This is a genomic window from Stenotrophomonas sp. GZD-301 (assembly GCF_049310345.1).
Lineage (GTDB): Bacteria > Pseudomonadota > Gammaproteobacteria > Xanthomonadales > Xanthomonadaceae > Stenotrophomonas.
In genome coordinates this window covers 1-26107 of the sequence record NZ_JBMOWY010000041.1, presented here as the reverse complement: position 1 = coordinate 26107, position 26107 = coordinate 1, and the positions used below count along the sequence as shown (strand labels likewise).

Sequence of the window (26107 nt, the reverse complement as noted above, 5' to 3'; positions counted from 1 at the left end):
CATCGGCGCGGCAAGGCCGTTATCCAGCTCAATGCCCGGTGCGTGAGTGTCACCGCCCCGAGCCGGACCGCAATGGACTGCGCGATGCCGTAGCGGCGCTTGATGGCGTCCGCTGACCCGTACCCTATTTCCGGAACCGCCCCCCATGCCTGCGTCCCGCTCGACCGCTTCCAAGCGCCCCGGCAGCATCGCCAACCGGCTGATGCTCGGTACCGCACTGATCGCCATGCTCTGCTTCGGCGTCACTGCGGCCATCAGCTACCGCGAAGCCAGCCAGGCGCTGGTGGAGTCTTCGCGGCGGACCATGCAGAGCCAGGCCGATGCGGAAGCGCGCCGGGTCAACGCGGACCTTTCCGCCGCCTTCGCCACCAGCCAGGCGTTGGCCGACAGCCTGGTGGTGCAGCACGCCGCCGGTACGTTGTCGCGCGCCACCGCCGCGCAGATCCTCCAGCAGCAGCTGCACTCGCACCCGGAATGGGTGGGGTTGGGCACCTTGTGGGAGCCGCAGGCGTTCGACGGCAAGGATGCGGACTTCGCCGATGCCCCGGCCCACGACGCCACTGGCCGCTTCATGAGCTACTGGGCCTGGCAGGACGGCACCCCGGTGCAGGACGTGCTCAAGGGCTACGACGTGCCCGGCGATGGCGACTGGTATCTGCGCCCGCGCGAGCTCAAGCGCCCCACCGTGGCCGAGCCGTACCGCTATGAGATCGGCGGCAAGCCGGTGCTGATGACCACGCTGTCCACGCCGGTGCTGGACAACGGCACCTTCCTCGGTGCGGTGACCGTGGACTTCGGCCTGGCCGCACTGCAGGAGCGCCTGGCCGCGCTGCGTCCGATGGGCGAGGGCCATGTGGAGCTGATTTCGCCGGCCGGCATCGTGCTGGCCGCCGCCGACGCCAAGGAGATCGGCACGCGCCGTGAGGATGCGGCCACCCGACAGCTGCTGGCGCAGATTGCCGCGGACAAGCCGTACGAGGATTTCCACGAAGACGCCGCCGGCAACGTCAAGGCGTACGTGCCGCTGCGCATCGGTGGCAGCCAGGAACGCTTCGCGCTGGGCGTGATCGTGCCGCACGATCTGATCACCGCGCAGGCCCGCGCGCTGCTCTGGATCATCCTCGCGGTGGGCCTGGGGGCGGCGCTGGTGCTCAGCGGCAGCGTCTATGTGCTGCTGCGCCGCCAGGCGATCCGCCCGCTGGCCGATGCGGTGCGGCTGTCGGCCGAGGTCGCCGATGGACGCCTGGATACGCCGTTGCCGGCGGTGCGCGATGACGAAGTGGGCCGCCTGCTGCAGTCGATGCAGCGCATGCGCGACCAGCTGCAGGCAGTGATGACCGCCCAGGCCGAGATGGCACAGCGCCACGAGGCCGGCGAACTGAGCTACCGCATGGATGCCGAGGGCTTCCCCGGCGCGTATGGCCGCATGGTGCACGACACCAACCACCTGGTGGGCGCCAACATCGGCGTGACCCGACGCCTGGTCGAGGTGATGCAGCGCTATGCGGTCGGCGACCTGACCCCGGACATGGACCGCCTGCCCGGCGAGCAGGCCGCGTTCACCGCGGCGATGGACACCACCAAGGGCAACCTGCGCGCGATCAACACGCAGATCCAGGATCTGGCCGGTGCTGCGGCGATCGGCGACTTCAGCCAGCGCGGTGACGTGGTGCGCTTCGACCACGATTTCCGCCTGATGGTGGAGAACCTCAACACGATGATGCAGGTGAGCGACGACAACCTGCAGCAGATTTCCGACCTGCTGCAGGCGATCGCGGCGGGTGACCTGACCGCGCGCATGCACGGTGAGTTCCACGGTGTGTTCGCCCGCATGCGCGACGATGCCGATACCACCGTGAGCCAGCTCACCGACATCGTCGGCCGTATCCAGCAGGCCACCGACAGCATCAACCTGGCCGCCGGCGAGATCGCCTCGGGCAACAGCGATCTGTCGCGCCGCACCGAGCAGCAGGCGGCCAGCCTGGAGGAAACCGCCGCATCGATGGAAGAGCTGACGTCCACCGTGCGCCAGAACACCGACCATGCCGTCCAGGCCAACCAGCTGGCCGCAGGCGCTGCCGAGGTGGCCTCGCAGGGCGGCCTGGTGGTGGGCCAGGTGGTGACCACGATGGCCGGCATCGAAGCGTCCTCCAAGCGCATCGCCGAGATCATCACGGTCATCGACGGCATCGCGTTCCAGACCAACATCCTGGCCCTGAACGCGGCGGTGGAAGCGGCGCGTGCGGGCGAGCAGGGGCGCGGTTTCGCGGTGGTCGCCTCGGAAGTGCGCGCGCTGGCGCAGCGCTCGGCCGGCGCCGCCAAGGAGATCAAGACGCTGATCGACGATTCGGTCGAGCAGGTCAGCCAGGGCTCGGTGCTGGTGCAGACCGCCGGCCGCACGATGGACGACATCGTCAGCGGCGTGCGCCGGGTCAACGACATCATGGCCGAAATCTCGGCGGCCTCGAAGGAACAGTCGGCCGGCATCGAGCAGGTCAACCAGACCATCACCCAGATGGACGAAACCACGCAGCAGAACGCCGCGCTGGTTGAAGAAGCGACGGCGGCGGCACGCGCGATGGAAGAGCAGGCGCAGCAGCTGGGCACTGTAGTATCGATCTTCCGCCTGCAGGCGCCGGCCGCACCGGTGCAGCGTGCCGGCGGGCGCGCGCACGCGGTGGTGTGAGGCCACCAGCCGGCATGCGCGGCCGCGCATGCCGGCACCGGCGCGCTTCACCCTGGAATCATCCGGCGGTCCTAGACTTGCGGGCATGCCCATGACCGCGCCGACACCGCCATGACAGCGTCCTCCGACCGCCTCGGTCTCTCCGCATTGACCGCGCTGGTGGTCGGCTCGATGATCGGGGCCGGCATCTTCTCGCTGCCGCAGAACATCGCACGCAGCGCCGGGCCCGGGGCCGCGCTGATCGGCTGGGCGATCAGCGGGCTGGGCATGCTGATGCTGGCGTTCGTGTTCCAGAACCTGGCCAACCGCAAGCCCGGGTTGGACACCGGCATCTACGCGTACGCCAAGGCCGGGTTCGGCGACTACATCGGGTTCTCCTCGGCCTGGGGCTACTGGGTCTGCTCGCTGCTGGGCAACGTCAGCTACTTCGTGCTGATCTTCAGTGGCCTGGGCTACTTCGTGCCGGCCTTCGGCGAAGGCAATACCTGGCAGGCGGTGGCCTGCGCATCGGTGTTGCTGTGGTCGATGCACACGATGATCCTGCGCGGCATCCGCGAGGCGGCACTGGTCAACGCGGTGGTGACCGTGGCCAAGATCGTGCCGATCGTGGTGTTTCTGATCATCGCCGCGATCGGCTTCAAGGCCGACATCTTCACCGGCGACTTCTGGGGCACCGCCACGCTGGGCAGCCTGGGCGAACAGCTGCGCGGGATGATGCTGATCACCGTGTGGGTGTTCATCGGTATCGAGGGCGCCAGCATCTACTCGCGGCGCGCCGGGAAGCGTGCCGACGTCGGGCGTGCCACCGTGATCGGCTTCCTGTGCGTGCTGGCGCTGCTGATGCTGGTCAATCTGTTGTCGATGGGCGTGCTCGGCCACGAGAAGCTGGCACACCTGCACAACCCCTCGATGGCATTCGTGCTGGAGGCGATCGTCGGCCCGTGGGGCGCCACCCTGATCATCATCGGCATGATCGTGTCGGTGCTGGGCGCGCTGCTGGCCTGGGTGCTGCTGTGTGCCGAGGTGCTGTACGCGGCGGCCGGCGACGGCACCATGCCCGCGTTCCTGGCCCGGCAGAACGCCAACGACGTGCCGGCCAACGCGCTGTGGCTCACCAACGGGCTGATCCAGCTGTTCCTGGTGATCACCCTGTTCAGTGCCGGCACCTACACCAGCCTGGTGCTGCTCGGCGCCTCGATGGCACTGGTGCCGTACCTGTTCTCGGCCGGCTACGGGGTGTTGATCGCGTGGCGCGGCGATGGCTACGCCGAACCCGCTGCATCGCGCTGGCGCGACCTGATCGTGGCGCTGCTGGCCACGTTGTACGCGGTGTGGCTGGTGTATGCCGGCGGCGTGGCGCAGGTGATGCTGTCGGCGCTGCTGTACGCGCCGGGCATGCTCATGTTCGCGCTGGCCAAGCGGCAGCACGGGCAGCCGGTGTTCACCCCGGTGGAGTGGGGGATTGCCGGGTGCGTGCTGGTGGTGGCGCTGTGCGGGGTATGGGGGCTGTGGCACGGGAGCCTGACGCTGGGCTGAGACGCCCCAGCCACAGCGACAGGTGGACCAGCAGGATCAGCACCGGCACCTCCACCAGCGGCCCGATGACCGCCGCGAATGCGACCGGCGAGGCCAGGCCGAAGGAGGCGATGGCCACCGCGATCGCCAGTTCGAAGTTGTTGCCGGTGGCGGTGAAGGCGATGGCCGTGGTACGCGGATAGTCCTTCGCGATCCACCGGGCCATGAAAAAGCTGATCAGGAACTGCAGCAGGAAGTAGAGCGTCAGCGGCAGGGCGATGCGAAGCGCATCCAGGGGCAGGCGCAGAACATCACTGCCTTTGAGGCTGAACATCAGCACGATGGTGAACAGCAGCGCGGCCAGGGTCAGCGGGCTGATTGCGGGCAGGAAGCGCGTTTCGTACCAGTGCGCACCGCGCATCCGGGTCAGCAGCACCCGCCCCAGCCACGCCGCCGCGAACGGAATGCCCAGGTACACCAGCACCGCGCCGGCGATGGTCCAGGTACTGACATGGATGACGCTGCGTTCCAGGCCGAACAGCGGCGGCAGTACCGTCAGGAACAGCCACGCGTACAGGCTGAAGAAGGCGATCTGGAACAGCGAATTGAACGCGACCAGGCCGGCGACGTACTGGTTGTCCCCGCGCGCGAGCTGGTTCCAGACCAGTACCATCGCAATGCAGCGCGCCAGCCCGATCAGGATCAGGCCGGTCATGTAATCCGGATGGTCGCGCAGCAGCAGCGCGGCCAGCGCGAACATCAGCACCGGCCCGACCACCCAGTTCTGCACCAGCGACAGCAGCAGCACGCGCCTGTCGGCAAACACGGTGGGCAGGGTATCCATGCGCACCTTCGCCAACGGGGGATACATCATCAGGATCAGGCCGATCGCGATGGGGATGTTGGTGCTGCCGATGGTGAGGGCATCCAGGGCGGCGGGCAGGCCCTCGAACCAGGTGCCCAGTGCGATGCCGAGCGCCATCGCCGCGAAGATCCACAGCGTCAGCCAACGGTCCAGGAAGGACAGGCGCTGGGCAGGCGCAGGCGTCATGGCGTCGGCGTGCAGCGGACATCCGGTCCGCAGGTGGCGTCGCCGGCGCAGCAGTTTTCGGTCAGGTAGCCGATCAGGCCGTTCATCGCGTCGAAGTCGGCGCGGTAGCAGATGCTGCGGCCCCGGGCTTCGGCCGTGACCAGCCCTGCAGCGGCCAGTTCCTTGAGATGGAAGGAGAGGGTGGCGCCGGGCAGCGCGAGATCGGCGGCGATCTCCCCGGCCAGGCGGCCGCTGTGGCCCGCTTGGACCAGCAGGCGGAACACGCTCAGGCGGGTGGCGTGGCCCAGGGCAGCGAGGGCGGTGGTTGCGGTTTTATGTTCCATGTTTCTAGAATAGTCGAACAATAGCGACGGAGCAACGCCACCATGTCCCGCCTTCCCCACCTGACCGCTGCCGCGGCCCCTTCGCCCGATCTGGACGCGTTGCGCCTGGAAGGCAGCGACCACCCGCCGCGGATCCTGATCCTGTACGGGTCGCTGCGGCCGCAGTCCTACAGCCGGCTGCTCGCACGCGAAGTGGAGCGCCTGCTGCAGCACTTCGGCGCCGAGGTGCGGGTCTTCGATCCGCACGCGCTGCCAATGTGCGATGCCGTCGGTGCCGACCATCCGCAGGTGCAGCAGCTGCGTGCCTGGTCGCAGTGGTCCGAAGGGCAGGTATGGATCAGCCCGGAACGCCACGGCAGCATGAGCGCGGTGTTCAAGAACCAGATCGACTGGCTGCCGCTGTCCGAGGGCAGCGTGCGCCCGACGCAGGGCCGCACGCTGGCGGTCATGCAGGTCTGTGGTGGCTCGCAATCGTTCAACGTGGTCAACGCGCTGCGCATGCTCGGTCGCTGGATGCGCATGGTCACCATCCCCAACCAGTCCTCGGTGCCCAAGGTCTGGCAGGAGTTCGACGAGGCGGGCCGGATGCGCGCCTCGTCCTACTATGACCGCGTGGTCGATGTGGTGGAGGAGCTGGTCAAGTTCACGCTGCTCGTGCGGGGTCGTACCGACTACCTCACCAGCCGTTACAGCGAACGCAGGGACATCGCGGCGGCGCACGCTCTGGCGGTAGCCGCCGGTGCCGTCGCCGCACCATCGCCGCCGGCCGGGGGCGCGCAATGAAGGCCACCGTCTTCCACAATCCTGCCTGCGCCACCTCGCGCAACGTGCTTGCGTTGATCCGCCATGTCGGGATCGAGCCGCATGTGATCGAGTACCTGGTGACGCCGCCGACGCGCGAACGGCTGGTCTCGCTGATCCAGCGCGCGGGTCTGGACGTGCGCCAGGCGCTGCGGCAGAACGTGCCGCCGTACGCCGCGCTGGGCCTGGACGACCTGCAGCTGGATGACAACCACCTGCTCGATGCGATGCTCGCGCACCCGATCCTGATCAACCGCCCCTTCGTCGAGACAGCGCGTGGTGTCTGCCTGGCCCGGCCCTCCGAAGCGGTCTTGGCACTGCTGCCGCCGCTGCTGACGGATTTCATCAAGGAAGACGGGCAGGTGGTGCCGGCGCTGCACCTGCCGGACTCGGCCGGCGCGGGCGTCAAGCGATCGCCGCGTTGATGGCGCGCGGGGCGGTGGCGCCAGAAAACCGCATCCTGCGCGGCGGGCGAAGAACAAAAAAAGGCCCGGTCGATGACCGGGCCCAGAGGGTCGTGCAGTGCGCCGATTACCAGCGCAGACCTTCGAAGGGGTTCCAGCTGGTGTTGCCCTTCACCCGATCCAGGTAATACGCGTAGTTGGTCGTGATCGCGATCAGCAGCGACCAGATCAACAGCAGCGTACGGCCGATGAAGCCCGGCAGGATCATCGCCACCACGTACAGCGCCACGGTCACGGCGAGGACCACGATGGCCTTGCGCCACAGGCCGAGGATGAACAGGTAGATCCAGGTGAAGAACAACGCGAAGAAGTTGAAGTTGATCTTCACCTTTTCGCCGAACGGCAGCTTCTGCAGTGCGTCCTTGAAGCCCGGGGCGTTGGGCGCGCCGTGCTTCTCGAAGAAGTTGAAACGGAGCTGCCACTTGGGGCTGTACTGCGAGGTGTTGAAGGAGTCCATATCCATTTTTCTAGGTTGTAAACGCTTTCATCATAGCTTTCGTTAATGACAGTACGCCAGTGTATCGACGCGGACGTGTCGGAAAATCGTCGCGCATGAACCGTCACACATTGCGGCGAATTTTCAGATAGGGTGCGCAATCCCCTCGGCGGATGCCGTCGGGAACGACCGCAGGACACAGGACACGGAGACCATGTCGAGTACTTCCTCGCGCCACGGCGCGGGCCCCGCCAATCGCCCGATCGCACCGTGCCCGGTAGCGACCCAGGCCCAGCAGCTGCTGGCCCAGCAACAATTGACGCAGGCGGCCTCGCGCGCCCTGGCCATCGCCGCTGCCGCGCTGGTCACGCCCGACCCCGAGCTGCGCTGATACACCCATTGCCCACGCGCCGCCCGACCGGGTCGGCGCATGCAGTGCGTGGCCGTCAGAAACGCGCGGTTCGGTAGGGAAGTACGCCCGCCCGCGTGGGGTGTGGTGACCCGGTGGGCCACGACGTGCGCTGTACAGCGAAAACGAAAGCGAACCTTCCGGCAGAAACTGCGCACGGAACGACCCGGCGCGGGTGGCTGGGCGCTGCGGCGGTCGCATACCGTCCTGACGATGCGAATGATGCCCGTTTACAAAATGAATGGGGAAATCCCCGTGGCACAAGGGCTGCGACCATATGTCGCGATCGGCGCCTCCCGGTCGCCGGGTGGCTTGGCTGAATGGGGAGAAATCAGGGGGCTGTGCCTTCGCACCCGGCTTACATTTGGCCTCATAGACTGAGCCGCATTTTTCGCCTCAAGCCTGTTGGAGAGTTCGTGGGTTCCGGTAGTGACAGACATCAGCTGCGTACCGGTTGCCGGTCCACGCAGGCAGGACGCAATCGCGCCGCTGGGCGCGCCGGGATCGGGATGATCCACTTCGTACCGGGTTCGCCCGGCTTGGCACGCCCCACCACGGGACGCCGCGCATGACCACGCAGACCCTCAACGCCGTTGTGGACGCCGGGCGGGCGGTGCTGCCGGTGGAAACGCCGATGGCCATGCCCGAGCAGTCGTTCCGCGAGGGACGCCTGCAGGTGCCGCGCCAGCGCACCGCGCCGCGTCTGATGGCGCTGCGCCGCTTCTACATCCTCGGCGGCACCGCGGCGATGACCATCGCCGCCACCATGATGATGTGGAAGGTGCTCGCGGTGAACGGCGTCACCGTGCTGGAGGCCTGCCTGCTGTGCCTGTTCGTGGCGCTGTTCGCGTGGATCGCGCTGTCCTTTGCCGGCGCCGTGGCAGGCTTCCTGACCGCGGTGTTCGATCGCGGCTACAAGCTGGGTATCGATCCGGATGAGCCGTTGCCGCAGGTGCATACCCGCACCGCGCTGCTGATGCCCACCTACAACGAAGATCCGCGCCGCCTGCTGGCCGGGCTGCAGGCGATCTACGAGTCGGTCGCCGCGACCGGGCAACTGGCGCAGTTCGACTTCTACGTGCTCAGCGATACCCGCCGCGAGGACATCGGTGCGGCCGAAGAGCAGGCGTTCGAGGCACTCCGCGATGCGGTGCAGGGCCACGACCGGCTGTTCTACCGTCGCCGTGGCGACAACAGCGGGCGCAAGGCCGGCAACATCGCCGACTGGGTGCGCCGCTTCGGTGGCGGCTACCCGCAGATGCTGATCCTGGATGCCGACAGCCTGATGACCGGCGACACCATCGTGCGTCTGGTGGCCGGCATGGAACACAACCCGGACGTCGGCCTGATCCAGACGCTGCCGGCGGTGATCGGCGGGCGCACGCTGTTCGCGCGCATGCAGCAGTTCGGCGGGCGCGTGTACGGGCCGGTGATCGGCCGCGGCGTGGCCTGGTGGCATGGCGCCGAAAGCAACTACTGGGGCCACAACGCGATCATCCGCACCGAGGCCTTTGCCGAGAACGCCGGCCTGCCGCCGCTCCCGGGCCGCCAGCCGTTCGGCGGGCATGTGCTCAGCCATGATTTCGTCGAGGCCGCGCTGATGCGCCGTGGCGGCTGGGCCACCCACATGGTGCCCTACCTCAAGGGCAGCTACGAGGAAGGCCCGCCCACGCTGACCGACATGCTGGTGCGCGACCGCCGCTGGTGCCAGGGCAACCTGCAGCACGCCAAGGTGGTCGGCTCCAGGGGCCTGCACTGGGTCAGCCGCATGCACATGATGATCGGCATCGGTCACTACTTCACCGCGCCGATGTGGGCGATGCTGATGCTGATCGGCATCGCGATCCCGCTGTTCCAGGGGGGCATCGACTTCAACGCGCTGCTGCACCTGTCGCCGGGCCAGTACTGGCGGCACCAGGACGAAGAAAAAGTGGTGCGCATGTTCGCCATCACGATGGTCGTGCTGCTGGCGCCCAAGGTGCTGGGTTACCTGGCCATGCTGCTGGACCCGGTGGAACGGCGTGGTTGCGGCGGCGCCCTGCGTGCCTTGATCTCGATGCTGCTGGAAACCGTGCTGGCCGCCCTGATGGCACCGGTGGTGATGTATGTGCAGTCGCGCGGCGTGGCCGAAGTGCTGGCCGGCAAGGATTCGGGCTGGGATGCACAGCAGCGCGACGACGGCGGCGTCTCCTGGCCCGCCCTGATCCGCGGCTACGGCGGCCTGAGCGTGTTCGGGCTGTTCATGGGCGCGCTCGCCTACGCGGTGTCGCCGTCGCTGGCGGCGTGGATGGCCCCGGTGGTGATCGGCATGGTGCTGGCCGTACCGGTGGTGGCGCTGACCTCCGGCCGCCGTGCCGGCGACCTGCTGCACCGCTGGGGCCTGATGGACATCCCCGAGGAACTGGCCCCGCCGCCGGTGCTGGTGCGCGCCGCGCAACTGCGTCGGGCGGCGCTGGAGAACGCTGCGCCGCGGTGAGTTGTGCGCATAATGCGGCGCCAATGTTCTGGAGTTGCCGCATGCCGCACCGCTTGGAAGCCGTCATCAATGAAACCGGCACCGACCCGCAATGGGCGGTGCTGTGGCTGCATGGACTGGGCGCTGACGGCCATGATTTCGCCCCGATCGTTCCCGAACTGCTTCGCCCGCACTGGCCGGCGATCCGCTTCGTGTTCCCGCATGCGCCGGTGCAGCCGATCACGATCAACAACGGCGTGCCGATGCGCGCCTGGTACGACATCGTCAGCATGGACTTCCGCTCGCGTGCCGACGCCGCCGGCGTGGACGCCTCGGTGCTGGCGCTGGACGGCCTGATCGAGGACGAAATCGCCCGGGGCATTCCGGCCGAGCGGATCCTGCTGGCCGGCTTCTCGCAGGGCGGCGCCATCATCCTCAGCGCCGCGCTGCGCCGGACCCGCCCGCTGGCCGGTCTGATCGCGCTGTCGACCTACCTGCCCGATCCGGAGACGGCTGCCGCGCAGCGCGTGCCGGACGGCATCCGGCCGCCGGTGTTCATGGCCCACGGCGCGCAGGACCCGGTCATTCCGCAGCCCATCGCCGCCCATACCGCACAGACGCTCACCGCGCTGGGCTTCCCGCTGGAATGGCATTCCTATCCGATGGCCCACCAAGTCTGCGGCGACGAGCTGCAGGCCCTGGGCGATTGGCTGGACGCGCGGTTCCAGGCCGCTTGAGCCGATGAGCGACCCGCGCCAGCTGCCGTGGCTGCCCGAGCTGTGCCGCCTGCCGCGGCTGGCGGCGATGCTGGGGCTGGCCGAGCTGGTGGTGCTGGTGGTGGCGCTGGCACCCGACGGCAGCCGGCAGTGGTCGCTGTCGGACTTTCTCAGCGCCAGCGGCTTCGCCCTGTGGCTGGCGCTCGCGGCCACCGTCTGCCTGTGCAGCGCCCGGCAGGCGCTGTCGCGGCTTCCCGAGCTGCCCGGCACGCTGCTGGCGGTGGCGATGACCGCGGTGATCGCCAGTGCCTGCGCCGGCATCGTGCATGGGCTGTACAACGCGCTGGGCGGCAGCAGTTTTGCCAGCGGCGTCGGCTTCTGGCGCTTCACCCTGGGCAGCGCGGCGATCACCGCGCTGATGGTGGCGCTGGCCCTGCGCTATTTCTATGTCAGCGACCGCTGGAGCGCGCAGGTGATGGCCAACGCACGCGCGCAGGCCGATGCGCTGCAGGCGCGGATCCGCCCGCACTTTCTCTTCAACAGCATGAACCTCATCGCCGGCCTGCTGCGCCGCGATCCGGAGGTGGCCGAACGGGCGGTGCTGGACCTGTCCGATCTGTTCCGGGCCGCGCTCGGGGCGGGCGAGGGCGATGCCACCCTGCGCGAGGAATGTGAGCTGGCCGAACGCTATCTCTCGATTGAATCGCTGCGCCTCGGCGAGCGCCTGCAGGTGCAGTGGCAGCGCGAGGAACCGCTGCCGTGGGATCTGCCGATGCCGCGCCTGGTGCTGCAGCCGCTGGTGGAGAACGCGGTGCTGCACGGCATCTCGCGGTTGCCGGCCGGGGGCACCATCGTCATCGGCCTGCACGTACAGGCCCAGCAGCTGCACATCCGCGTGCACAATCCGGCCCCCGACCCGAGCGCGCGCAGCCTGCCGCTGGCGCACGGCGCCGGCCACGCCCAGCGCAGCATCGCGCACCGCCTGGCCTGGCGTTTCGGGCCGGGCGCGCGGATGACGGGAGGATGGAGCGACGGCTACTATGCTTGCGACATCACGGTCCCGATTCCATGAGGATGCTGTCTTGAAAGTGGTCATCGCCGACGACGAACCGTTGGCCCGCGAACGGCTGCGGTCACTGCTGGCCGAACAGGCCGGGGTCGAGGTCGTGGCCGAGGCGGAGAACGGCGAACAGGCCCTGCATGCCTGCGCCGACCTGCAGCCGGACCTGGTGCTGCTGGACATCGCCATGCCGGGGCTGGACGGGCTGGAAGCGGCCCGCCACCTGGCCACCTTCGATCCGCGCCCGGCGGTGGTGTTCTGTACCGCCTACGACGCGCACGCGCTGTCCGCGTTCGAGGCGGCCGCCATCGACTACCTGATGAAGCCGGTGCGCCCCGAGCGGCTGGCCGCCGCGCTGGAACGCGCACGTACCTTCCTGGCCGGCCGCGGCGGCCAACCCGTGGCAGCCAGCCAGCAGGCCCGTACCCTGCTGTGCGCGCGACTGCGCGGCAGCCTGCGGCTGATCCCGATCGACGACATCCACTACCTGCAGGCCGAGGAAAAGTACGTGGTGGTCCACCACGCACGCGGCGAGGACCTGATCGAGGAGTCGCTGAAGTCGCTGGAGGAGGAGTTCACCACGCGCTTCGTGCGCATCCACCGCAACTGCCTGGTCGCCCGCCATGAACTGATGGAGCTGCGCCGCAACGGCGCCGGCCAGGTGCAGGCCGTGCTCCGCCACGGCAAGCAGCCGCTGGAAGTGAGCCGCCGCTGCGTGGCCAGCATCAAGCAGGACCTCAAACACCTGTGATGCCGCAACGGCGTACCGGCCGTGGGTCGGTACGCATGGCCGGCTTTGACATAATGGCGCCATGAAGACCCTGCGCATCGCCACCCGAAAGAGCCCGCTTGCCCTGTGGCAGAGCGAACATGTCGCCGATCGCCTGCGCCAGGCGCATCCCGGCCTGGACGTGGTGCTGGTGCCGATGAGCACGCGCGGCGATGAGGTGCTGGACCGCTCGCTGGCCGCCATCGGCGGCAAGGGCCTGTTCCTCAAGGAACTGGAGCTGGCGATGCTGCGCGGTGAGGCCGACTGCGCGGTGCATTCGCTCAAGGACGTGCCGATGGAACTGGACGCGCCGTTCGCGCTGCCGGCGATGCTGACCCGTCATGATCCGGCCGACGGCTTCATCTCCAACCTGTACGCCTCGCTCGAGGCCCTGCCGATCGGTGCGCGCGTGGGGACTTCCTCGCTGCGCCGCCAGGCGCAGCTGCGCGCGCTGCGTCCGGACCTGGAACTGCTGGACCTGCGCGGCAACGTCAATACCCGCCTGGCCAAGCTCGACAACGGCGGCTACGACGCGATCGTGCTGGCCGTGGCCGGGCTGGAGCGGTTGGGCCTGGGCGGGCGGATCGTGGCCCGGCTCGCCGCACCGGCGTGGCTGCCGGCCCCGGCGCAGGGCGCGGTCACGGTGGAATGCAATGGCGAGGATGCGCAGGTGATGGCGCTGTTCGCCGCGCTGGACGATGCCCGCACCCGCGCCTGCGTGGAGGCCGAGCGTGCGATGAACCGAGCGCTGCACGGCAGCTGCCATGTGCCGGTGGCCGGCTTCGCACAATGGGATGGCGAGGACCTGTTCCTGCAGGGGCTGGTCGGCGGCGTGGCCGATGGCCGCCTGATCCGCGCCGAAGCGCGCGGCCCGGGCAGCGACCCGGACGCACTCGGAAAAGCGGTGGCACAGGGGCTGCTGGACGGCGGCGCGGGCGAACTCCTCGCGGTCTAGCGCGTACCGACCAACGGTCGGTACCTGCCGCGGACAGAAGCGCAGGCCAGAGGCCGGCGCTACGTTGCGGTGCGCTTCGCGCCGGTTATTTGAACTTGTAGACCACGTTCATGGTGGTCAGCGTGTCGGTCTTGCGCTTGTCTTCGGCGACGTCGCTGTTGTAACGGGCCTGCCAGCCGGCCTTCAGCGCCAGGTGCTCGTTCATGCTGACCGACACGCCGAAATCGTTCTGGCCGAAGGTGTTGTACGAGCCCGACTCGACCAGCAGCGTGTTGACCAGGTCGGTATTGGGGGTCAGCGTGTACTTGACGTCGAACAGGCCGCGGCCGATCAGGCCGGTGCGGGTTTCATCGTTCTCGGTATTGTGCGTGCGGCGCACACCGGGGCCGATCTGCGCGTCGATGTAGAAGCGGTCGCTGTCCACCACGCGGGTACCGTAACCGAGACCGAACGAGCTCTGGCGGTCGTAGGTGGCGAAGTCGTCGCGCTCGTAACGCACGGTGGCGGTGAGCTGGCGGTGTTCGCCCAGCTGCAGCGCGCTGCCGGCACTGCCGGTGTAGCGGTTGGCGGTGGTGTTGCGGCGGCGCACGGTGCTGCCGTCATCGTTGGTTTCGGTGTACTCCGAGCGCGAGCGCAGGCCGAACAGGTCCATGCTGTGCACCCAGTCGTCATCGGTGTAGCGCAGGCGCAGGCGACCGTTGGCGCTCTCGGTGTTGCTGTTGCCGCGGGCCGAGGCAAAGCCCAGTTCGCCGCCGCTGCCGCTCCAGGGCGAGGTCATCGCGGCCAGCTCGGAAACGTCTTCCGCCCAGGCCACCGGGGCGCAGAGCAGCAGGGGAACAAGCAACGAGACGCGCAGGGACATCAACGGTTCTCCGGATCGGACAGGGGGAGGGACAGGCCGGTGATGATACTTGAAGCGTTCAGCGCGACATCTGCGCCCGTGCCCCGGCTTTAGCAGACGTTCGGCCTTTCCGCCTGTTCAGGGTAGATCGACGCGCAGGGTCGGATCGTCGAAGCGCGCGTACGACACGGTGATGTCGAAGGCCTGTCCCTGGGTCTGTCCTTGGCGCTGGATGCGCACCGGCAGCCCCTGCGCGTTGATCCAGTACAGCATGCCGTCCGGCGCTGCGGTGGCATGGCGGACGCGGTACTTGCGCGCGACCTGGCCGTCGATGCGGTCGTTCCCCATTGCCTCCACCTGCAGCTGCGCCGGTGCCAGATCGGGCGGCAGCGGATTGCGCCACTGCGCCAGCAGCCCCGGGGGCACCGGTACCTGGCGGACCTCGCCATCGCGCTGCAGGAAGAAGGTGTCGCCGATGATGGTCTGCGCACCCGCGTCGGTGGTCAGGCGATACCGGTCCGGTGCGACAAAGTCCATCCGCGCCTCCAGTGCGCGTGGCCCCTGCATCTGCATGCGGGCCTGGAAGCTGCGCAGCTGACCGAACCGGCGGCTGGCGGCGAGCACCTCGCCGGCCGGATCGGCCGCCGGTACCGGTGCGGCCAGCGATGGGGCGGGGGCGGCCGGCTCGGCGGTGCGGTCGCATCCCCCCAGCAGCAGGGCGAGCAGGGCGACGGGGAACAGGCGCAGGACGGGCGACGACATGGTGGGGGCGGCCGGGCAGGGGGCACCACGATAGCCGAAGATGCCGTGGATGCCGCCACAACGACGGCGACTCGGACATAATCGGCTCATGGACCGATATGAACGCATCAACGCCCTGCATCGCCTGCTCAAGTCCGCCCGCTACCCGGTGACGGTGGCGACGCTGCAGGAGAAACTGGCGTGTTCCCGCGCCACGGTGTATCGCGACCTGGCCTTCCTGCGCGATGCGCTGATGGCCCCGGTGGAGGGCGACGGCGAGGCCGGCTTCCGCTACCAGGCCGATGAAAGCGACCGCTTCGAGCTGCCCGGGTTGTGGCTCAGCTCCGAAGAACTGCACGCGCTGCTGGCCTCCCAGCACCTGCTGGCGCGTACCGGCGGCGGCGTGTTGTCCTCGGTGCTGGCGCCCCTGCAGCAGCGCATCGAGGGCCTGTTGGCCGCGCAGGCCGGGGTGTCGACCTGGCCGGTGGACCGGGTGCGGGTGATTCCGCACCGCGGCCGCAAATTCGACGAGGCCAGCTTCCGTGCGGTGGCCTCGGCAGTGCTGGAACGCAAGCAGCTGGCGTTCGAGTACCGCGCCCGCTCCACCGACGAAGCCACCAAGCGCACCGTCTCCCCGCAGCGCATGACCCACTACCGCGACAACTGGTACCTGGATGCCTGGGACCACGGGCGCGAGGGCCTGCGCAGCTTCGCCGTGGACCGCATCTACAAGGCGCGGGTGGTCGATACCGTGGCCCGCGACGTGGACGACAGCGAGCTGGACGAGCAGCTCGGGGCGAGCTACGGCATCTTCTCCGGCGCCCCCAAGGGCTGGGCCACCATCGTGTTCAGCGCCAAGGCGGCGCGCTGGGTGGCCGACGAACACTGGCATTCCAAGCAGCAGGGCCGGTTCCTGCCGGATGGCCGCTACGAACTGAAGGTGCCGTACAGCGTCTCCCGCGAGCTGCTGATGGACGTGCTGCACTACGGCTCGGATGCCGAGATCATCGAGCCTACGGTGCTGCGCGAACAGGCCAAGGCCCTGCTCGCGCTGGCCCTGAGCAACTACGAGTAAGGCCACCTGCGGCCGTCGCACCCGCCCGGGGCGGCCGCCGCTCATGCCTCACCGTCATGTGGACCCGGTACCCGTGTGGCCGGCGCCTGCGGTATGGTTGAGGGCTATCGCAGCCCCCGGATCGTCCCCCCATGAAAAAGTACCTGTTGCTCCCGCTGCTGGCCGCGTCGCTGGCCCTGGCCGCCTGCGGTAAATCCGGCGGCGATGCGCAGAAGCTGGTGGTGGCCGCCACCGCCGTTCCGCACGCCGAGATCCTGGCCCAGGTCAAGCCGATCCTGGCCAAGGAAGGGCTGGAACTGGACGTGCGCGTGTTCAACGACTACGTGCAGCCCAACGACCAGCTCGTGCAGAAGCAGGTGGACGTCAACTACTTCCAGACCGAGCCCTACCTGGATGCCTACAACCGCGACCGCAAGACCGACCTGGTCAAGGTGATCGGCGTGCACATCGAGCCGTTCGGCGCCTACTCGCGCCGCTTCAAGACGCTCGACGAGGTGCCCACCGGTGCGGACGTAGTGATTCCCAACGATCCCAGCAACAACAGCCGCGCGCTGATCCTGCTGCACAAGGCCGGCCTGATCACCCTGAAGGATCCGACCAACGCCCTGGCCACCCAGCGCGACATCATCGCCAACCCGAAGCAGCTCAAGTTCCGCGAGCTGGATTCGGCGATGCTGCCGCGTGTGCTCGACCAGGTCGACCTGGCCCTGATCAACACCAATTACGCGCTGGATGCCGGGCTCAACCCGACCCAGGACGCGCTGGCGATCGAAAGCAAGGAGTCGCCGTACGTGAACTTCCTGGTCGCGCGTCCGGACAACAAGGACGATGCGCGGGTGCAGAAGCTGGCCAAGGCACTGACCAGCCCGGAAGTGAAGGCCTTCATCGCCGAGAAGTACAAGGGCGCGGTGCTGCCGGCGTTCTGATGCCGGTGGGTGAGGGAGAGGGCCGGCCAACGGCCGGCACTACAGCGGCGCGGTGACCCGGAAGCCCATCGTTGCTTCCACCGCCTGCTGCCAGCCGGCATACAGCGCCTCGCGGCGCTCCGCCGCCATCTGCGGCTGGAAGCGGCGGTCCACGGCCCACTGGTCGGCGATCTGTGCGCGGCTGGTCCAGAAACCGGTCGCCAACCCGGCGAGATAGGCCGCGCCCAGCGCGGTGGTTTCGGCCACCTGCGGGCGCAGTACCGGCACGCCGAGGAGGTCGCTCTGGAACTGCGCCATGAAGTCGTTGGCGATCGCGCCGCCGTCGGCGCGCAGTTCCTTCAGCTCGATGCCGGCGTCGGCCTGCATCGCCGCCAGCACGTCGCGGGTCTGGTACGCCATCGACTCCACTGCCGCACGGATGAAATGCTCTTTGGTGGTGCCACGGGTCAGGCCGAACATCGCCCCGCGCACATCGCTGCGCCAGTACGGCGCGCCCAGCCCGACGAAGGCCGGCACCAGGTACACGCCGCCGTTGTCCTCGGCGCGCTCGGCATAGGCCTGGCAGTCGCTGGATTTGCCGAACATGCGCAATCCGTCGCGCAGCCACTGCACGACCGAACCGGCGACGAAGATCGAGCCCTCCAGCGCGTACTCGGCCCGGCCGTCGATGCCCCAGGCCAGCGTGGTCAGCAGCCCGTTGCGCGATTCCACCGCCGTGTCGCCGGTATTCATCAGCATGAAACAGCCTGTGCCATAGGTGTTCTTGGCCATGCCCGGCTCGAAGCAGGCCTGGCCGAACAGCGCGGCCTGCTGGTCGCCGGCGATGCCGGCAATGGGGATGTGCTGGTCGAAGAAAAACTGCGACCGGGTGGTGGCGTAGACCTCGCTGGAGCTGCGCACCTCGGGCAGCATCGCGCGCGGAATATTGAACAGCGCCAGCAGCGCATCGTCCCAGCGACGCGCGTGGATATCGAACAGCAGGGTGCGTGCGGCATTGCTCGGATCGGTGACATGCGCCTGGCCGCCACTGAGGTTCCAGACCAGCCAGGTGTCGATGGTGCCGAACAGCAGCTCACCGCGCTCGGCGCGCGCCTGCGCACCGGGGACATGGTCAAGGATCCAGCGGATCTTGGTGGCCGAGAAGTACGCGTCGATCACCAGCCCGGTGCGTTGCCGGATCAGCGGTTCATGGCCCTCGGCCTTGAGCCGCTCGCACAGCGGGTGGCTCTGCCGCGACTGCCACACGATCGCATTGTGGATCGGTTGCCCGGTGGCCTTGTCCCACACCACGGTGGTCTCGCGCTGGTTGGTGATGCCGATGGCGGCGATGTGGCGCGGATCGATCTGCTGGCGGTTCAACAGCTCGGTGATCGTGGTGTAGACACTGGTCAGGATCTCGCGCGGGTCGTGTTCCACCCAGCCCGGCTCGGGGAACAGCTGGGTGAACTCGCGCTGGGCACGCCCGGCCATGCGGCCGTTGCGGTCGAACAGGATCGCGCGCGAACTGGTGGTGCCCTGGTCGATCGCGAGCACGTACTGCTTGTCCATCACTGACTCCCTGGCAAGCCCCCGCACACCGCGGCGACCCGCCCAGCCTACGCCATCGCCGTGCGCGCCTGCAGGTGCGCGGCCAGCGCGTCGCACTGTGCCGGCTGCAGGTGCAGCCCCAGGTGCGTGCGTCGCCACAGCACGTCCTCGGCGGTGCGGGCCCACTCGTGGTTGACCAGGTAGTCCAGCTCGCGCTGGGTCAGCCCGCCGCCGTGGTCCTGGCCCAGCGCATCCAGCGACTGCGCGCCGTCCAGCAGGCGCGCGGCACGGGTGCCGTAGCTGCCGGCAAGACGCTGCAGCAACGCCGCCGGCAGCTGCGGATGGGACTGCTGCAGGCGCGCGGCAACCGCGTCGCCATCACCGCCATCGCCGCCGGGCAACACCGCGCCGTGTGCGGTCCACGCCGGCCCGGCGTGCGGCAGGTGCGGGACGAGCCGGTCCAGCGCTTCCTCGGCCAGGGCGCGATAGGTGGTGAGCTTGCCGCCCAGCACGCTGAGCAGCGGCGCGCCGCCGGTGTCCAGGTCCAGGCGATAGTCGCGGGTGACCCTGGACGCATCGTGGTGATGGTCGGCAAGCAGCGGACGCACGCCGCTGAAGCGCCACACGATGTCCTCGGCCCGCACCGGGGCGCGCAGGTAGCGGTTCACCGCCGCCAGCAGGTAGGCCTGCTCGTCATCGCGCGGGCGCACCTGGGCGGGGTCGCCGTCGTAGTCGGTATCGGTGGTGCCGATCAGGGTGAAGTCGTGTTCGTAGGGGATGGCGAACACGATGCGCTGGTCCGGCTGCTGGAACACATAGGCGTTGTCGTGCGCGAACAGGCGCGGCACCACCAGGTGGCTGCCCTGTACCAGGCGCAGGCCGATGGGGGCGTCCAGACCCGCACGCTCCAGCAGCTGGCCGGCCCACGGCCCGGCGGCATTGATCACGCACTGCGCGCGGATGCGCTGCACATCGCCGCGGGCGTCGCGCAGCACCGCCCACCAGTGGTCGCGGTGGCGGATCAGCTGCTCGCAGCGCGTGCGCACCTGGATGCGGGCGCCACGCTCGTGCGCGTCCAGGGCATTGAGGACCACCAGGCGCGCATCGTCCACGCGTGCATCGGAATAACTGAAGCCGGTGCGGTACTGGGTCTGCAGCGCCGCGCCCGCCACATCGGTGGCCAGCCGCAGGCGTCGCGACCGCGGAAAGTGGGTCGTGGTCTGGCCGAGGTGGTCGTACAGCCACAAGCCGGTGCGCACCACCCAGGCCGGCCGCAGCAGCGATGCGTGCGGCAGCACGAACGTGGTGGGGCGAACCAGGTGCGGGGCCAGCCGGCGGACCGTTTCGCGTTCGTTGAGGGCCTTGCGCACCAGCCCGAACTCGCCGTTGCGCAGGTAGCGCAGGCCGCCGTGGATGAGCTTGGTGCTGGCGCTGGAGGTATGCGCGGCGAGGTCGTCCTGCTCGCACAGGCAGACCGACAGCCCGCGTCCGGCGGCGTCACGCGCGATGCCGGCGCCGTTGATGCCGCCGCCCACCACCAGCACGTCGAAGGTATCGCTCATCGGTTTCCCGTGGTGGACCCGGGTGGGTCCGTGCCGGCAGTGTCGATCACGGCCGGACAAGACACGATGAAAGTGGGTAGGCCGGAAACGACAACGGGCCCCTGAGGGCCCGTTGCGAACGTACCTTGAAGCAGAGCGTGGCTTAGAAGCGCGCGCCGATGCCGAAGCCCACGGTCCACGGGTCCAGCTTGGCCTTGTCGCCGGTGCCGTCGCCGTTGACGGTCAGCTCCGGGCGCGAATGCATGTAGCGCGCATCGGCACGGGCGAACCAGGTGCTGTTGATGTTCATGTCCACGCCGACGGTGCCGATGGCGCCCTTGGCGGTGTCCAGACCGATGTGGCCGGCATCGCTGACCAGCTTTTCATTGCTGAAGTTCGACTCGTAGTAGCCCACGCCCACGAACGGACGGAACACGTTGTCGGCCTGGCCGAAGTGGTACTGGCCGCTCAGCGCGATCGGCTGCTGCTCGACGGTGCCCAGACGCGCGCCATCGGTGCCACGCACGCGGTGATCGAACTTGTCGGCGGCGCCCCACAGTTCCACGGCCCAGTTGTCGTTGATGTAGTAGCTGAAGCTCAGCGTCGGTGCCGGGCCGCCATCCACCTTGCGCACGCCGTCGAGCGGATCGTTCTTCGGCTGCAGCAGCGAGACGCCGCCAACCACGGCAAAATGCTTGCCCGAGGCGGTGTCGGTGGTGGTGGTGTCCTGCGCGAATGCGGCCGGTGCAAAGGCCAGCGCGGTCAGGGTTGCCAGGGTCAGGGTGCGGATGGAGCGCATGGGGGAATCTCCTCGGTGTTTTTTTGTTCTGGACCCCTTGTTTCGGGGTGGGCCAAACGTAGTCCCCGAAACATGAATCGCATCCGACGCGCGTTAAAAATTGGTTTGTTCCGTTCAGCGGGCAGCGCGAAACTGTTGCGCACACGGGCGATCATGCGACCGTGGATATTCATGCAGTTGCACGTGGAGTGATGAACAACATGCAATGCCAAGGGCTCCCTGCGCAGGTGGATGCGCATGTTCGCGTACTCGTGCTCGGTTCCATGCCCGGCATCGCCTCATTGCAGGCGGCGCAGTACTACGCGCATCCGCGCAACCGGTTCTGGCCGCTGATGGCGGCGTTGTGTGGCATCGATGCGACGCAGCCCTATGCCGTGCGGATGGAGGCACTGCTGGCCGCAGGCGTGGGTGTGTGGGATGTGATCGGCCGCTGCGAGCGCGCCGGCAGCCTGGATGCGTCGATCGTGCGTGGCAGTGAAGTGGCCAATGCGCTGCCGGCACTGATCGACACGCTGCCCGCGCTGCGCGCGATCGCCTGCAACGGCGGCACGGCGCGCCGCGCCTTCCTGCGGCACATCGTCCCGTCGCTGTCGCCGCAGGCACGGGCGCTGCCGGTGTGGTCGCTGCCCTCGACCAGCCCGGCCAATGCGTCCTGGCCGTTGCCGCGCCTGCAGGTGGCGTGGGCGCCGTTGGCGGCGGCACTGGCCCGCTGAAGGGGCGTTGGCCGGTAGGAGCGCGGGGACAGTGCGGACAATACGGCACCGACTGGACGCCCGCCCACGCGCGTCAGCGGTGCATGTAACGCGCGCTGAAACAGCCTGTCCCGGGACAGGGGCATTGAAATTGCCACAAGCAGGTTGGCGCTAGCGCCTCCTGCCCCCACAATAGAGGATTCCCTACACCAGATTGCCGGAGTTATCCCCATGGCCGAAATCAAGGAAGCACTTGTCCCCGATATCGGTGACTACAGCGATATCCCGGTAATCGAGGTGCTTGTCGCCGTTGGTGATACCGTCAAGAAAGACCAGGGTCTGGTGACGCTGGAGTCGGACAAGGCCACGATGGAAGTGCCGTCCTCGGTGGCCGGCGTGGTCAAGGAGATCAAGGTCAAGGTCGGCGACAACCTCTCCGAGGGCAAGGTCGTGGCCCTGATCGAAGTGGCCGAAGGCGAGGCCGAGGCCAAGCCGGCCGCTGCCGCTGCTGCTGCCCCGGCCGCTGCCGAGACCGCGACCAAGGTCGAGCCGGTCGCCGCCCCGGCGCAGCCGGACAAGCTGGCCGAGCGCGAGATCGAGCAGGCTGCGGCCAAGCCGACCCAGCCCGCCCCGGCCGCCGCCGCGCCGTCGGCCGGCGCCCCGAGCAGCCCGCCGGTGCAGTTCAGCGCCGACAGCGTGCTGCCGCAGAAGGTCCCGTATGCCTCCCCGGCGGTGCGCGTGTTCGCCCGTGAGCTGGGCGTCGACCTGAACCAGCTGACCGGCACCGAGAAGGGCGGCCGCATCACCAAGGGCGACGTGCAGAAGTTCGTCAAGTCCGCGCTGACCGGCGGCGTGCCGGCGGCAGGCGGTTCCGTCGCCGCGGGCGGTGGGCTGAACCTGCTGCCCTGGCCGAAGGTCGACTTTGCCAAGTTTGGCGAGGTCGAAGTCCAGCCGCTGTCGCGGATCAAGAAGATTTCCGGTGCCAACCTGGCCCGCAACTGGGCGATGATTCCGCACGTCACCCAGTTCGAGCAGGCCGACATCACCGAGCTGGAAGCCCTGCGCGTGGCCCTCAACAAGGAAAACGAGAAGGCCGGCATCAAGCTGACCATGCTCGCCTTCCTGGTCAAGGCCAGCGCCGCGGCGCTGAAGAAGTTCCCGGAGTTCAACGCCTCGCTGGATGCCAGCGGCGAGAACCTGACCCTGAAGAAGTACTTCAACATCGGTTTCGCCGCCGACACCCCGAGCGGGTTGGTGGTGCCGGTGATCCGCGATGTGGACAAGAAGGGCGTGGTGCAGATCGCGCAGGAATCCGGCGAACTGGCCAAGAAGGCACGCGACGGCAAGCTCGGCCCGGCCGACATGAGCGGTGGCTGCTTCTCGATCAGCTCGCTGGGCGGCATTGGCGGCACGGCGTTCACCCCGATCGTCAATGCACCGGAAGTGGCCATCCTGGGCGTGTCCAAGTCGTCGATCCAGCCGGTCTGGAACGGCAAGGAATTCGCACCGAAGCTGATGCTGCCGCTGTCGCTGAGCTACGACCACCGCGTCATCGACGGTGCGCTGGCCGCCCGCTTCACCACCTACCTGTCGCAGGTGCTGGCCGACATGCGGCGCGTGCTGCTGTGAGGCAAGGCCTGGCATTGCAGCCGGGCAGAGTCCGGCTCCATGCGATGGCGCTGCTGGCGCTCCTGCCGGCGGCACAGGCAGGCGCAGCCGGCTGCAGCTCCGACCTCGGTCGGGGCTGGCCGCCGGCCGTAGGCAACTACGGCCAGGCGGTTGAAACGCTGTTCGATGGCAAGGCGCAGCCCGCGCTGTCGCTGGTGACCCTGCCCAAGAGCGGGGTCGAAACCGGTGTGGCGCTGCTGCCCGGTACCGATGAGCAGGAATGGACCCTGCGCTACAGCCGTGCCGACAAGCGCGTGTACAACTGGAACAACAGTGCGCGCCAGGGTGGCCTGGAGCTGCGCGTGGACCAGGAGCCGGACCAGTACCAGGTGCGGATCCCGGCGGCGCTGGCGCAGCGCCTGATGCGCAGCTGGAAGGCCGCGCTGGACGCCGGCGTGCCGGCCGATCGCAAGGCGCCCGTGCTGGATGGCGAAGTGCTGTCCTTCATGGTCGATGGCGAACGTTACAGCGGCACGCGCCCGGAGTGCGGCGCCGGCAGGATGATCATGAAACAGGTGGCGCTGCTGATCGAAGCCAGCGACACCAAGGAAAAGAAGCTCGACCGTCGCTGGCAGGATCTGGACGAGTCGCTCGACGAACTGCAGCAACTGCTCGGCGGCAACGCCGGCTGAGCACCAGGAGAACACGAATGGCCGCTATTGAAATCAAGGTTCCCGACATCGGCGATTACAGCGATGTGCCGGTAATCGAACTGCTGGTCGCGGTGGGCGACACGGTGAAGAAGGACCAGGGCCTGGTCACGCTGGAATCGGACAAGGCCACGCTGGAAGTGCCGTCCTCGGCCGCTGGCGTGGTCAAGGAAATCAAGGTCAAGCTGGGTGACTCGCTGTCCGAAGGCGACGTGGTGGTGGTGCTGGAGGCCGAAGGCGCTGCTGCCCCGGCTGCCCCGGCCGCCGCTGCGGCACCCGCCCCGGCCGCCCCGGCCAGCAAGCCGCCGGTGACCCCGTCGCACCGCGCCCCGGCCGAACCGGCCGCGCCGCAGCCGGCGCTGTCCTCGGGCAAGCCGGCCGACATCGAGTGCAAAATGGTGGTGCTGGGCGCAGGCCCGGGCGGTTATACCGCGGCCTTCCGTTCGGCCGACCTGGGTGTGGACACCGTGCTGGTCGAGCGTTACGCCAGCCTCGGCGGCGTCTGCCTCAACGTGGGCTGCATTCCCTCCAAGGCGCTGCTGCATGCCGCCGCGGTGATCGACGAAGTGGCCCACGCCGGTGACTTCGGCGTTGAATTCGGCAAGCCGACCATCACCCTGGACAAGCTGCGCGGCTACAAGGAAAAAGTGGTCACGCAGCTGACCAAGGGCCTGGCAGGCATGGCCAAGCAGCGCAAGGTGCGCACGGTGCAGGGCCTGGCGAAGTTCGTGTCGGCCAATGAGCTGGAGATCGTCGGCGACGACGGCAAGACCCAGCTGCTGCGCTTCGAGCAGTGCATCATCGCGGCCGGTTCGCAGGCGGTGAAGCTGCCGAACTTCCCGTGGGACGACAAGCGCGTCATGGACTCCACCGATGCGCTGGAACTGGCCGAGGTGCCGGGCAAGCTGCTGGTGGTCGGTGGCGGCATCATCGGCCTGGAAATGGCGACGGTGTACGGCGCGCTGGGCAGTGAAGTGACCGTGGTCGAGTTCATGGACCAGCTGATGCCGGGCGCCGACAAGGATCTGGTCAAGCCGCTGGCGGACCGCCTGAAGAAGCAGGGCATCGTGGTGCACCTGAAGACCAAGGCGACCGACGTCAAGGCGGACAAGGCCGGTATCACCGTGTCCTTCGAAGCTGCGGTGGAAGGCGAAAAGCCGGGCCTGGAAGCCACTACCTTCGACCGCGTGCTGGTGGCGGTGGGCCGTTCGCCGAACGGAAAGAAGATCGATGCCGAGAAGGCCGGCGTGCAGGTGACCGACCGCGGCTTCATCCCCGCCGATCGCCAGATGCGCACCAATGTGCCGCACATCTTTGCCATCGGCGACATCGTCGGCAACCCGATGCTGGCCCACAAGGCCACGCACGAAGGCAAGCTGGCGGCCGAAGTGGCGGCAGGCGAGAAGAAGGAGTGGGTGGCGCGGGTGATTCCGTCGGTGGCCTACACCAACCCGGAAATCGCGTGGGTCGGCGTGACCGAGACCGAGGCGAAGGCCAAGGGGTTGAAGGTAGGCGTGGCCAAGTTCCCGTGGGCCGCCAGCGGCCGCGCGATCGGCATCGGCCGTACCGAAGGCTTCACCAAGCTGATCTTCGACGAAGAAACCCACCGCATCATCGGTGGCGCGATCGTCGGCGTGCACGCCGGTGACCTGCTGGCCGAGATCGGTCTGGCGATCGAGATGGGTGCGGAGGCCGAGGACATCGGCCACACCATCCACGCGCATCCGACGCTGAGCGAATCGGTGGCAATGGCTGCGGAAATCTACGACGGCACGATCACCGATCTGTACATGCCCAAGAAGAAGTAAGTCGCCCACCACCGTTGGTGGTGACGCGGATTCAACAGAAAACCCGGCGAAAGCCGGGTTTTTCTGTTCAATCCCTGCAGCAACGGCAACGGCAACGGCAACTGCGCGGCGCCTCCGATGCTGCGTGGACGCGCACCGGGCAGCCCATGCCGGGGCACGCCGTGAACCCATCCCTGGGGGCTCGTGGGCGGCATCCATG

Annotated in this window: 24 protein-coding genes; 16 read left to right on the top strand and 8 right to left on the bottom strand. The window is 68.3% G+C overall.

Annotated elements, in window-relative coordinates:
* Positions 1–145: 145 nt before the first annotated feature.
* Both ACO6VK_RS11035 and arcD read left to right on the top strand, forming a co-directional pair.
* A complete protein-coding gene (locus ACO6VK_RS11035; protein ID WP_422507079.1) occupies positions 146–2686 on the top strand; it encodes a methyl-accepting chemotaxis protein in 2541 nt (846 codons plus the stop codon).
* Positions 2687–2797: 111 nt separating this feature from the next.
* Positions 2798–4222, top strand: coding sequence for an arginine-ornithine antiporter (gene arcD, locus ACO6VK_RS11030; protein ID WP_422507077.1), 1425 nt, complete (start codon positions 2798–2800; stop codon positions 4220–4222).
* Here the strand turns inward: arcD and arsB are convergent.
* Positions 4128–5252, bottom strand: coding sequence for an ACR3 family arsenite efflux transporter (arsB, locus tag ACO6VK_RS11025; protein WP_422507075.1), 1125 nt, complete (start codon positions 5250–5252; stop codon positions 4128–4130). The two genes, arcD and arsB, sit on opposite strands and share 95 nt — an antisense overlap.
* Positions 5249–5575 carry an ArsR/SmtB family transcription factor gene (locus tag ACO6VK_RS11020; protein ID WP_422507073.1) on the bottom strand — a complete coding sequence of 109 codons (327 nt, stop codon included), beginning with the start codon at positions 5573–5575 and terminating at the stop codon, positions 5249–5251. The genes arsB and ACO6VK_RS11020 overlap by 4 nt, the downstream gene beginning before the upstream one ends.
* Before the next feature lie 42 nt (positions 5576–5617).
* Between ACO6VK_RS11020 and arsH the strand changes: the two genes are divergently transcribed.
* Positions 5618–6358: an arsenical resistance protein ArsH gene (arsH, locus tag ACO6VK_RS11015; RefSeq protein WP_422507071.1), complete on the top strand. Its 741-nt coding sequence runs from the start codon at positions 5618–5620 to the stop codon at positions 6356–6358.
* Complete coding sequence (gene arsC / locus ACO6VK_RS11010) at positions 6355–6801, top strand: arsenate reductase (glutaredoxin) (protein WP_422507069.1); 447 nt, start codon at positions 6355–6357, stop codon at positions 6799–6801. The genes arsH and arsC overlap by 4 nt, the downstream gene beginning before the upstream one ends.
* Before the next feature lie 106 nt (positions 6802–6907).
* Here the strand turns inward: arsC and ACO6VK_RS11005 are convergent, their stop codons facing one another.
* Positions 6908–7297 (bottom strand): DUF2628 domain-containing protein, encoded by a 390-nt coding sequence (locus ACO6VK_RS11005; protein ID WP_422507067.1) that lies wholly within the window; start codon positions 7295–7297, stop codon positions 6908–6910.
* A gap of 193 nt (positions 7298–7490) precedes the next feature.
* Here ACO6VK_RS11005 and ACO6VK_RS11000 point away from each other — a divergent pair, with 193 nt between their 5' ends.
* From ACO6VK_RS11000 to hemC, 6 genes are all read left to right on the top strand, one after another.
* Positions 7491–7667, top strand: a complete 177-nt coding sequence (locus tag ACO6VK_RS11000; RefSeq protein WP_422507065.1) for a hypothetical protein — start codon at positions 7491–7493, stop codon at positions 7665–7667.
* Positions 7668–8253: 586 nt separating this feature from the next.
* The gene (mdoH, locus tag ACO6VK_RS10995) at positions 8254–10161 is read left to right on the top strand and encodes a glucans biosynthesis glucosyltransferase MdoH (RefSeq protein WP_422507063.1); all 1908 of its coding nucleotides are present in this window, start codon (positions 8254–8256) and stop codon (positions 10159–10161) included.
* 41 nt (positions 10162–10202) lie between these two features.
* The gene (locus tag ACO6VK_RS10990) at positions 10203–10877 is read left to right on the top strand and encodes an alpha/beta hydrolase (RefSeq protein WP_422507061.1); all 675 of its coding nucleotides are present in this window, start codon (positions 10203–10205) and stop codon (positions 10875–10877) included.
* Between the two features lie 4 nt (positions 10878–10881).
* On the top strand, positions 10882–11928 hold the full coding sequence (locus tag ACO6VK_RS10985) for a sensor histidine kinase (RefSeq protein WP_422507059.1): 1047 nt from the start codon (positions 10882–10884) through the stop codon (positions 11926–11928).
* Between the two features lie 10 nt (positions 11929–11938).
* On the top strand, positions 11939–12667 hold the full coding sequence (locus tag ACO6VK_RS10980) for a LytR/AlgR family response regulator transcription factor (protein WP_422507057.1): 729 nt from the start codon (positions 11939–11941) through the stop codon (positions 12665–12667).
* 61 nt (positions 12668–12728) lie between these two features.
* The gene (hemC, locus tag ACO6VK_RS10975) at positions 12729–13640 is read left to right on the top strand and encodes a hydroxymethylbilane synthase (RefSeq protein WP_422507055.1); all 912 of its coding nucleotides are present in this window, start codon (positions 12729–12731) and stop codon (positions 13638–13640) included.
* Positions 13641–13725: 85 nt separating this feature from the next.
* Here the strand turns inward: hemC and ACO6VK_RS10970 are convergent, their stop codons facing one another.
* Both ACO6VK_RS10970 and ACO6VK_RS10965 read right to left on the bottom strand, forming a co-directional pair.
* Positions 13726–14502 (bottom strand): DUF481 domain-containing protein, encoded by a 777-nt coding sequence (locus ACO6VK_RS10970; RefSeq protein ID WP_411852248.1) that lies wholly within the window; start codon positions 14500–14502, stop codon positions 13726–13728.
* Positions 14503–14619: 117 nt separating this feature from the next.
* Entirely contained in the window at positions 14620–15243 is a 624-nt protein-coding gene (locus tag ACO6VK_RS10965) for a hypothetical protein (protein ID WP_422507052.1), read from the bottom strand.
* Between the two features lie 88 nt (positions 15244–15331).
* On the opposite strand from ACO6VK_RS10965, the gene ACO6VK_RS10960 reads away from it, so the two are divergent.
* Positions 15332–16297 carry a helix-turn-helix transcriptional regulator gene (locus ACO6VK_RS10960; RefSeq protein WP_411852246.1) on the top strand — a complete coding sequence of 322 codons (966 nt, stop codon included), beginning with the start codon at positions 15332–15334 and terminating at the stop codon, positions 16295–16297.
* Between the two features lie 131 nt (positions 16298–16428).
* The gene (locus ACO6VK_RS10955) at positions 16429–17223 is read left to right on the top strand and encodes a MetQ/NlpA family ABC transporter substrate-binding protein (protein WP_422507050.1); all 795 of its coding nucleotides are present in this window, start codon (positions 16429–16431) and stop codon (positions 17221–17223) included.
* A 39-nt stretch (positions 17224–17262) separates the two neighbouring features.
* Here the strand turns inward: ACO6VK_RS10955 and glpK are convergent, their stop codons facing one another.
* The 3 genes from glpK to ACO6VK_RS10940 all read right to left on the bottom strand — a co-directional run bounded on the left by glpK (position 17263) and on the right by ACO6VK_RS10940 (position 21090).
* Positions 17263–18771 (bottom strand): glycerol kinase GlpK, encoded by a 1509-nt coding sequence (gene glpK / locus ACO6VK_RS10950; RefSeq protein WP_422507048.1) that lies wholly within the window; start codon positions 18769–18771, stop codon positions 17263–17265.
* Positions 18772–18818: 47 nt separating this feature from the next.
* Positions 18819–20312: a glycerol-3-phosphate dehydrogenase gene (glpD, locus tag ACO6VK_RS10945; protein ID WP_422507046.1), complete on the bottom strand. Its 1494-nt coding sequence runs from the start codon at positions 20310–20312 to the stop codon at positions 18819–18821.
* Positions 20313–20454: 142 nt separating this feature from the next.
* Entirely contained in the window at positions 20455–21090 is a 636-nt protein-coding gene (locus ACO6VK_RS10940; RefSeq protein WP_422507044.1) for an OmpW/AlkL family protein, read from the bottom strand.
* Positions 21091–21281: 191 nt separating this feature from the next.
* Here ACO6VK_RS10940 and ACO6VK_RS10935 point away from each other — a divergent pair, with 191 nt between their 5' ends.
* From ACO6VK_RS10935 to lpdA, 4 genes are all read left to right on the top strand, one after another.
* Positions 21282–21803: a DNA-deoxyinosine glycosylase gene (locus ACO6VK_RS10935; RefSeq protein WP_422507042.1), complete on the top strand. Its 522-nt coding sequence runs from the start codon at positions 21282–21284 to the stop codon at positions 21801–21803.
* Positions 21804–22013: 210 nt separating this feature from the next.
* Positions 22014–23411 (top strand): dihydrolipoyllysine-residue acetyltransferase, encoded by a 1398-nt coding sequence (gene aceF, locus ACO6VK_RS10930; protein WP_422507040.1) that lies wholly within the window; start codon positions 22014–22016, stop codon positions 23409–23411.
* A 44-nt stretch (positions 23412–23455) separates the two neighbouring features.
* Positions 23456–24082, top strand: a complete 627-nt coding sequence (locus tag ACO6VK_RS10925; RefSeq protein WP_422507038.1) for a hypothetical protein — start codon at positions 23456–23458, stop codon at positions 24080–24082.
* 17 nt (positions 24083–24099) lie between these two features.
* Complete coding sequence (gene lpdA / locus ACO6VK_RS10920; RefSeq protein WP_422507036.1) at positions 24100–25908, top strand: dihydrolipoyl dehydrogenase; 1809 nt, start codon at positions 24100–24102, stop codon at positions 25906–25908.
* The last annotated feature ends 199 nt before the right edge of the window (positions 25909–26107 follow it).

Coding starts and splice junctions, on each gene's coding strand:
- ACO6VK_RS10985 (WP_422507059.1), top strand. CDS start 10,882: ATGAGCGACCCGCGCCAGCTGCCGTGGCTGCCCGAGCTGTGCCGCCTG.
- glpD (WP_422507046.1), bottom strand. CDS start 20,312: ATGAGCGATACCTTCGACGTGCTGGTGGTGGGCGGCGGCATCAACGGC.
- ACO6VK_RS11035 (WP_422507079.1), top strand. CDS start 146: ATGCCTGCGTCCCGCTCGACCGCTTCCAAGCGCCCCGGCAGCATCGCC.
- ACO6VK_RS10960 (WP_411852246.1), top strand. CDS start 15,332: ATGGACCGATATGAACGCATCAACGCCCTGCATCGCCTGCTCAAGTCC.
- ACO6VK_RS10955 (WP_422507050.1), top strand. CDS start 16,429: ATGAAAAAGTACCTGTTGCTCCCGCTGCTGGCCGCGTCGCTGGCCCTG.
- ACO6VK_RS10990 (WP_422507061.1), top strand. CDS start 10,203: ATGCCGCACCGCTTGGAAGCCGTCATCAATGAAACCGGCACCGACCCG.
- ACO6VK_RS11020 (WP_422507073.1), bottom strand. CDS start 5,575: ATGGAACATAAAACCGCAACCACCGCCCTCGCTGCCCTGGGCCACGCC.
- ACO6VK_RS11000 (WP_422507065.1), top strand. CDS start 7,491: ATGTCGAGTACTTCCTCGCGCCACGGCGCGGGCCCCGCCAATCGCCCG.
- lpdA (WP_422507036.1), top strand. CDS start 24,100: ATGGCCGCTATTGAAATCAAGGTTCCCGACATCGGCGATTACAGCGAT.
- hemC (WP_422507055.1), top strand. CDS start 12,729: ATGAAGACCCTGCGCATCGCCACCCGAAAGAGCCCGCTTGCCCTGTGG.
- ACO6VK_RS10935 (WP_422507042.1), top strand. CDS start 21,282: ATGAACAACATGCAATGCCAAGGGCTCCCTGCGCAGGTGGATGCGCAT.
- arsB (WP_422507075.1), bottom strand. CDS start 5,252: ATGACGCCTGCGCCTGCCCAGCGCCTGTCCTTCCTGGACCGTTGGCTG.
- ACO6VK_RS10925 (WP_422507038.1), top strand. CDS start 23,456: ATGGCGCTGCTGGCGCTCCTGCCGGCGGCACAGGCAGGCGCAGCCGGC.
- ACO6VK_RS10965 (WP_422507052.1), bottom strand. CDS start 15,243: ATGTCGTCGCCCGTCCTGCGCCTGTTCCCCGTCGCCCTGCTCGCCCTG.
- arsC (WP_422507069.1), top strand. CDS start 6,355: ATGAAGGCCACCGTCTTCCACAATCCTGCCTGCGCCACCTCGCGCAAC.
- mdoH (WP_422507063.1), top strand. CDS start 8,254: ATGACCACGCAGACCCTCAACGCCGTTGTGGACGCCGGGCGGGCGGTG.
- ACO6VK_RS11005 (WP_422507067.1), bottom strand. CDS start 7,297: ATGGACTCCTTCAACACCTCGCAGTACAGCCCCAAGTGGCAGCTCCGT.
- arcD (WP_422507077.1), top strand. CDS start 2,798: ATGACAGCGTCCTCCGACCGCCTCGGTCTCTCCGCATTGACCGCGCTG.
- aceF (WP_422507040.1), top strand. CDS start 22,014: ATGGCCGAAATCAAGGAAGCACTTGTCCCCGATATCGGTGACTACAGC.
- ACO6VK_RS10940 (WP_422507044.1), bottom strand. CDS start 21,090: ATGCGCTCCATCCGCACCCTGACCCTGGCAACCCTGACCGCGCTGGCC.
- glpK (WP_422507048.1), bottom strand. CDS start 18,771: ATGGACAAGCAGTACGTGCTCGCGATCGACCAGGGCACCACCAGTTCG.
- ACO6VK_RS10970 (WP_411852248.1), bottom strand. CDS start 14,502: ATGTCCCTGCGCGTCTCGTTGCTTGTTCCCCTGCTGCTCTGCGCCCCG.
- arsH (WP_422507071.1), top strand. CDS start 5,618: ATGTCCCGCCTTCCCCACCTGACCGCTGCCGCGGCCCCTTCGCCCGAT.